General features: G+C 71.6%; 5 protein-coding genes. 2 read left to right on the forward strand and 3 right to left on the reverse strand.

Features of this window, described 5'->3' with window-relative positions; translation table 11 throughout:
• Positions 1 to 26: 26 nt before the first annotated feature.
• The 3 genes from DQW06_RS02925 to DQW06_RS02935 form a co-directional block, all read right to left on the reverse strand.
• Positions 27 to 500, reverse strand: a complete 474-nt coding sequence (locus DQW06_RS02925; RefSeq protein WP_013154585.1) for an Hsp20/alpha crystallin family protein — start codon at positions 498 to 500, stop codon at positions 27 to 29.
• A gap of 31 nt (positions 501 to 531) precedes the next feature.
• Positions 532 to 2,088 (reverse strand): BCCT family transporter, encoded by a 1,557-nt coding sequence (locus tag DQW06_RS02930; RefSeq protein WP_041552841.1) that lies wholly within the window; start codon positions 2,086 to 2,088, stop codon positions 532 to 534.
• Positions 2,089 to 2,455: 367 nt separating this feature from the next.
• Positions 2,456 to 2,977: a MarR family winged helix-turn-helix transcriptional regulator gene (locus DQW06_RS02935; protein WP_013154583.1), complete on the reverse strand. Its 522-nt coding sequence runs from the start codon at positions 2,975 to 2,977 to the stop codon at positions 2,456 to 2,458.
• Between the two features lie 178 nt (positions 2,978 to 3,155).
• Here DQW06_RS02935 and DQW06_RS02940 point away from each other — a divergent pair, with 178 nt between their 5' ends.
• Complete coding sequence (locus DQW06_RS02940; RefSeq protein ID WP_071622625.1) at positions 3,156 to 4,298, forward strand: polyprenyl synthetase family protein; 1,143 nt, start codon at positions 3,156 to 3,158, stop codon at positions 4,296 to 4,298.
• A 116-nt stretch (positions 4,299 to 4,414) separates the two neighbouring features.
• The coding region (crtI, locus tag DQW06_RS02945) for a phytoene desaturase family protein (protein ID WP_117197910.1) at positions 4,415 to 5,435 on the forward strand (1,021 nt) is incomplete at its 3' end.

Below are 5,435 nucleotides of genomic sequence, written 5' to 3' on the forward strand. Positions count from 1 at the left end.
TGCCGGACCCGCCCCGTCTGCGGTGTCTAGGACTTCTTCGGTGTCCGCTTGCGGATGGCGATGCGCCGGGGGCCGCGGGCGTTGGCGGCGCCGTGCACCACCACCTCCAGCAGCCCCTCGCCGTAACTGGCCTCGATGTCCTCCTCGTCCACGGCCTCCGGGAGGCTGATCTCCCGGCGGAACGTGCCCATGAACCGCTCGGAGGAGTAGTAGACGACGTCGTCCCCGTCCCGGCGGCGCTCGCCGCTGATGGTGAGGATGCCGTTGTTCAGGCTCACGGCCACGTCCTGCTCCTGGACCCCGGGTACCTCGCACCGGACGACCAGGTCGTTGCCCCGGGCGAGGATGTCGGTGGGCGGGCTCCACGCGTCGGCGTGCCCGCGCTCGCGTTCACCGGCGTTGCCGGTCTCCATCGAGGACATGCTGTCGGAGATGCGGTTCATCTCGGTGATCATGTCCACCACACCGTGGAAGGGGTTGTGGAACCTCCTCGACGCCACGGCGGCCTCCTTTCCTCGTGCTGACGGGAAACTAGTCGCTCGCCTGCTTCTCCGGGGACCGGCCGGACCGGGGGCGGTCCTCGGCGCGCTGCTCCCGGGGGCCTCCGGGCCTGGGCTCCTCCGACAGCCCCTTGATCAGGCCCCACACCATGAGCAGCAGGATGATCGCGAAGGGCAGTCCGGTGACCACCGACGCGGCCTGGAGCGCCGACAGGGCGTTCTCCCCGCCCAGCACCAGCAGGATCAGGGTGACCGCGCCCTCGCTGATCGCCCAGAAGGCGCGCTGGGCCTTGACCGGCTTGAGGCTCCCGCCGCTGGCGAGCGTGTCCACCACCAGCGAGCCGGAGTCGGAGGAGGTGATGAAGAAGACCGCCACCACGATGATCAGCAGGACGGAGATGATGCCGCCGATGAGCGGCCCTCCGGGCAGCAGCTCCACGAGGCGGAAGGACCGGTCCTCCTCGCTCAGCGCGCTCAGTCCGGCGTTCCCGAACAGTTCGTAGTACAGGCCGGAGCCGCCGAACACCCCGAACCACAGGATGGACACGGCGACGGGGGCGAACAGCGCCCCGATGACGAACTCGCGGATGGTGCGGCCGTAGGAGATACGGGCCAGGAAGATGCCCACGAACGGGGCCCAGGAGATCCACCAGCCCCAGTAGAAGATGGGCCACGCGGTGGTCCAGGCCGCCGCCGTCTCGTCGATGAGCGGGCTCGGGAAGGCCAGGCTCCACTCGACGATGTTGCTCAGGTACTCGCCCGTGCCGGTGGTCATGATGCTGGCGATCCACAGCTTGGGGCCCAGGGCGAAGACGACCACCAGCAGCAGGAAGGCCAGCCACAGGTTGATCATCGACAGGCGGCGGATGCCCTTGTCGATGCCGGAGAGCACGCTGGCCAGCGCGACCGCGGTGATGAGGATGATGATGACCGACTGCACGGTGGCGTTGGAGGGGATGCCGAAGACGTGGTTGAGCCCGCCGTTGATCTGGAGGGTGCCCAGGCCCAGCGAGGTGGCCAGGCCGAAGATCGTGCCGAAGATGGCGAGGATGTCCACGACGTTCCCGGGCCAGCCGAAGGCCCGGTCGCCCAGGAGGGGGTAGAGCGCGGAGGCCGGGCGCAGGGGCAGGCCCTTGCGGAAGGCGAAGTAGCCCAGCGACAGGCCGAGCGCGATGTAGATGGCCCAGGGGTGGAAGCTCCAGTGGAAGTAGCTCAGGGCCAGCGCCTCGCTCGCCGCCTCGGGCGGGGGCGGTTCACCCTCGGGGGTGACGAACTCGGCCGAGCGCGGCGAGGTGAGGTGGTGGATGGGTTCCGACACCCCCCAGAACACCAGGCCGATGCCCATGCCGGTGGTGAACAGCATGGCGAACCAGGCCAGCGTCCCGAACTCGGGCCTGGAGTCGGCCGGGCCCAGCCGGATCTTCCCGAACCGGCTCAGCATGAGGAAGACCGCCATCACCAGGAAGAAGGTGGTGGACAGGACGTAGACCCAGCCCAGCTTCTCACCTATCCAGTCGCGCGTGGCGGTGGCCGCGTCGAGCATCGGCTCGGTGGCCACGATGCCGACGATGACGAAGGCGAGGATCACGACCCCGGAAACCCCGAAGACCGTGGGGTTGGTGTGTTCTCGGATGTACTCGCGTAGGGATGAGATGCTGGCTCCTTCCCAGCCCCGGAGGGTCGCTTTCCCTGGTCGGGGGATGACGGACCGGTGCGGGCACCGGCCCACGGACATGTCCCGTGGGATGGTAGGTGCCAGAAGCCTTTTCGTGAAGCAACCGCACAATCGTGGAGTGTTGTCCTACGAGCGGCGAAATATCCCTTGCGGTGCCATGGGCCCTGACTGGACACATGACTGCATATGTCCGCACGTATCGGGGTAGGAGAAGTCACCCTCGCTCCCCTCGTCCCCTGCGGGTGCCATGCTCACGGCCGCGACCGCCGCCCCTTCGGCCTCACGGCTCCGTCTTCGCGGACAGCCGGTCCAGAGCCGTGCCGACCCGGTCCAGCCAGTCCGTGATCGTGGACAGCTCCTCCAGCGAGTAGTCCGCGTGCGCGGCCGTCATCGCCTCGCGCATCCCGGGCGCGGTGGCGGGGCCCACGCGCGCGGCGTCGTCGGTCAGCCGGACGGCGACCTTGCGCCGGTCCTCGGGGTGGCGGGTGCGCTCGGCCAGGCCGTGCGCCTCCAGCCGGTCGATCACCCCGGTCACCGAACCGGTGGACAGGCACAGGCTGTCGGCGATCTCGCCCGGTGTCATGGAACCGCCCACGCGCAGCAGCGTGTAGCACTGGAAGTCGGTCGGGTTCATTCCCGAGCGCTCCGCCATCCGGTGCAGCATGCGGATGAGCCGTACGGCGAGTCGCTGCCCGTCGGTCTGCAACGCGTCGTAGAGTTCGGCCCGCGACCTGACCTCGGGATCCGCGGCCGCGGACCCCTCGAAGTCGGGGGGAGAGGATGCGGCCGACGCGGTGTCCATGGTTCCTCTCTCGCACTCGTGGCCGGTGGCTCCGGCCGTTCCTGGAATTCTAAGCGCCACCGGGACACGCGAACCCTCTCCGGGAGGCGCACCCCTCCACCAGCGAAGGGTTTGACCCTCGCAGAGGGGGAAGTATTTCGGTTGCCAAGATTCATGGAAACCGAGTCGCATTGTTCGGATGCTACCCGGGGAGGACACCGTCAATCCCATCCTGAACACCCACAGGCACCCGCGCCCGCCGGACGCCGAAGACGCCGACGAGCGCTCCGCCCTGGAGGCGTCCCTCAAGGACTACCTGGAGCGCAGGCTCCGCGACTCGGAGGACCTCGACGGAGATTTCGGCCGGGACCTGGCCGGCACGACCGTCCGCTTCACCCTGGGCGGCGGCAAACGGATGCGGCCCCTGCTCGCCTGGTGGGGGTGGCTCGCGGGCGGAGGCGCCCCTTCGGGGGAGACGGCCCGCGCCGCCCGCCAGGCCTGCGCCGCGGTCGAACTCGTCCAGACCTGCGCGCTCGTCCACGACGACGTCATGGACGGCTCGCCGACCCGCCGGGGCCGCCCCTCGGTGCACGCCGCGCACGCTCTCGAACACGAGCGGGACGGCCACGTCGGCGACTCCCGCCGCTACGGGGAGGCGCTGGCGGTCCTCGTGGGCGACCTGGCCCTCGTCTGGGCCGACGACATGCTCAACGAGGCCCTGCCGGGCGTGCCCGAGCCCGTCCGGGCGCGGGCCGTGTGGCGGGACCTGCGCACCGAGATCATGGCCGGGCAGTTCCTCGACGTGCGCGCCCAGGCGCGCCGGGAGCGCTCGGAGGAGGCCGCCCTGCGTGTGGACCTGCTCAAGACGGCCTCCTACAGCGTCGAACGCCCCCTGCACCTGGGCGCGGCGATGGCCGGGGCCGACCCGGCGGCGGTGGGGGCCCTGCGCGGCTACGGCCGGGACGTGGGCATCGCCTTCCAGCTCAGGGACGACCTGCTCGGCGTCTACGGGGACAGCTCCCGGACCGGCAAACCCGTGGGCGAGGACATCCGCGAGGGCAAGTGCACGCTGCTGCTCGTGACCGGCACCCGCCTGGCCCGCGAGCGCGGGGACGACGCCGCGCTGCGGCTGCTCGACCGGATCGGCCTGCCCGGCGAGGACGTGGACCCCGCGGAGGCGGCCGATGCGCTGGACCGCCTCGGCGCACGCGACCTGGTCGGAGCCAGGTGCCGTGAGCTCGCCGAACGGGGCCGGGCGCACCTGGAGGGGCTCGACGCGCCAGCCCACGTGCTGGAGGGGCTGGGCGGCCTGGCCTCCCGGATCGCGCGTGACCGTGTGTGACCGGCCAGGCGGGGAAGGTATCCGCAACACCGGAGAGGAGCACCACCGTGCCTGAGGAGATCCCCGAGCCGTCGGCTCCGCACCGGCCCGGACCCGGGCCGCGCGGACGCGGTCCCGTGGTCGTCGTGGGCGCCGGCCTGTCCGGTCTGGCCTGCGCCCTGCACCTGCTGGGCGCGGGGCGCGAGGTCGTCGTGGTCGAGCGCGAGGCGCATCCGGGCGGTCGCGCGGGGCGGCTCGACCTGGACGGCTTCCAGATCGACACCGGCCCCACGGTGCTCACCATGCCCGAACTCCTGGACGAGGCACTGGGGGCGGTCGGCGAGACCGTGGCCGACCGGCTGGACCTGGTGCCCCTCAGCCCCGCCTACCGCGCCTCCTTCGCCGACGGCTCGGTGATCGACGTGCACACCGAGCGCGAGGCGATGGCCGCCGAGGTCGCCCGGGTGGCCGGGCAGCGCGAGGCCGACGGCTACCTGCGGCTGCGCGACTGGCTCACCCGGCTGTACCGGGTGGAGATGCGCTCGTTCATCGACGCCCGGTTCCGGTCCCCGCTGGACCTGGTCCACCCCGACCTGTTCCGGCTGGCCGCGATGGGCGGCTTCGGCAGGCTGGCTCCGGCCGTGGGCCGCCACGTGCGCGACGAGCGGCTGCGCCGGATCTTCTCCTTCCAGTCGCTGTACGCGGGGGTGGCGCCGGAGAGCGCCCTGGCCGCCTACGCCGTCATCGCCTACATGGACACCGTCGCCGGGGTGTACTTCCCCAGGGGAGGGATGCGCGCCCTGGGCGACGCCCTCGCGGGCGCGGTCACCAAGGCCGGGGGAGCCGTCCGCTACGGCCAGGAGGTCGCGCGCCTGGAACGCGCGGGCGACCGCGTCAGCGCCGTCGTCACCGCGGACGGGGAGCGCCTGGCCTGCGACCAGGTGGTGCTCACCGCGGACCTGCCCGCCGCCCACCGGCTGCTCGGCCACACGCCCCGGCGCCCCGTGGCCGCGCGCTACTCGCCCTCGGCGGTCGTGCTGCATCTGGGCACCGACCGCACCTGGGAGCGGCTGGGCCACCACACCATCTCCTTCGGCGCCGCGTGGCAGCGCACGTTCACCGAGATCATCCGTGAGGGCCGCACCATGAGCGACCCCT

It is taken from the genome of Nocardiopsis sp. TNDT3 (genome assembly GCF_003427465.1).
GTDB classification, from domain to species: Bacteria; Actinomycetota; Actinomycetes; order Streptosporangiales; family Streptosporangiaceae; genus Nocardiopsis; species Nocardiopsis dassonvillei.